Genomic DNA, 249 nt, shown 5'->3' with positions numbered 1-249 from the left:
CAATTTTCCAGCCTTTAAAAAATGGTCGGTAGTTGGTTTTTATCGTCTCGGCCTTTTTGCTGTAAAAAGAAGCGCTATCATTGTACATGGTTTGTTTTGCCGAAGCTTTAAGCATTACTTTCCAAGCTTGCTTTTTTTTAGTCTCGTTTTTAATTGTATCTGCAGTGTAACCTGCTGCTGCCAATTCGGTAAAGGCGGCAGTACTCTTATCGAGATAGTGAGAAACTGTATCTGCATAGGCCCTGTAAG

The 249-nt window shown here is 40.2% G+C and carries 1 protein-coding gene; it reads right to left on the bottom strand.

The genetic code is table 11. The annotated features are described in order from the left end of the window. On the bottom strand, positions 1 to 249 hold a 249-nt coding region (locus SB772_RS44000; RefSeq protein WP_410839026.1), incomplete at both ends, for a hypothetical protein.

This window comes from Paraburkholderia sp. SIMBA_030 (assembly GCF_046535245.1).
Lineage (GTDB): Bacteria > Pseudomonadota > Gammaproteobacteria > Burkholderiales > Burkholderiaceae > Paraburkholderia.
This window is presented reverse-complemented; position numbering and strand designations above follow the sequence as displayed.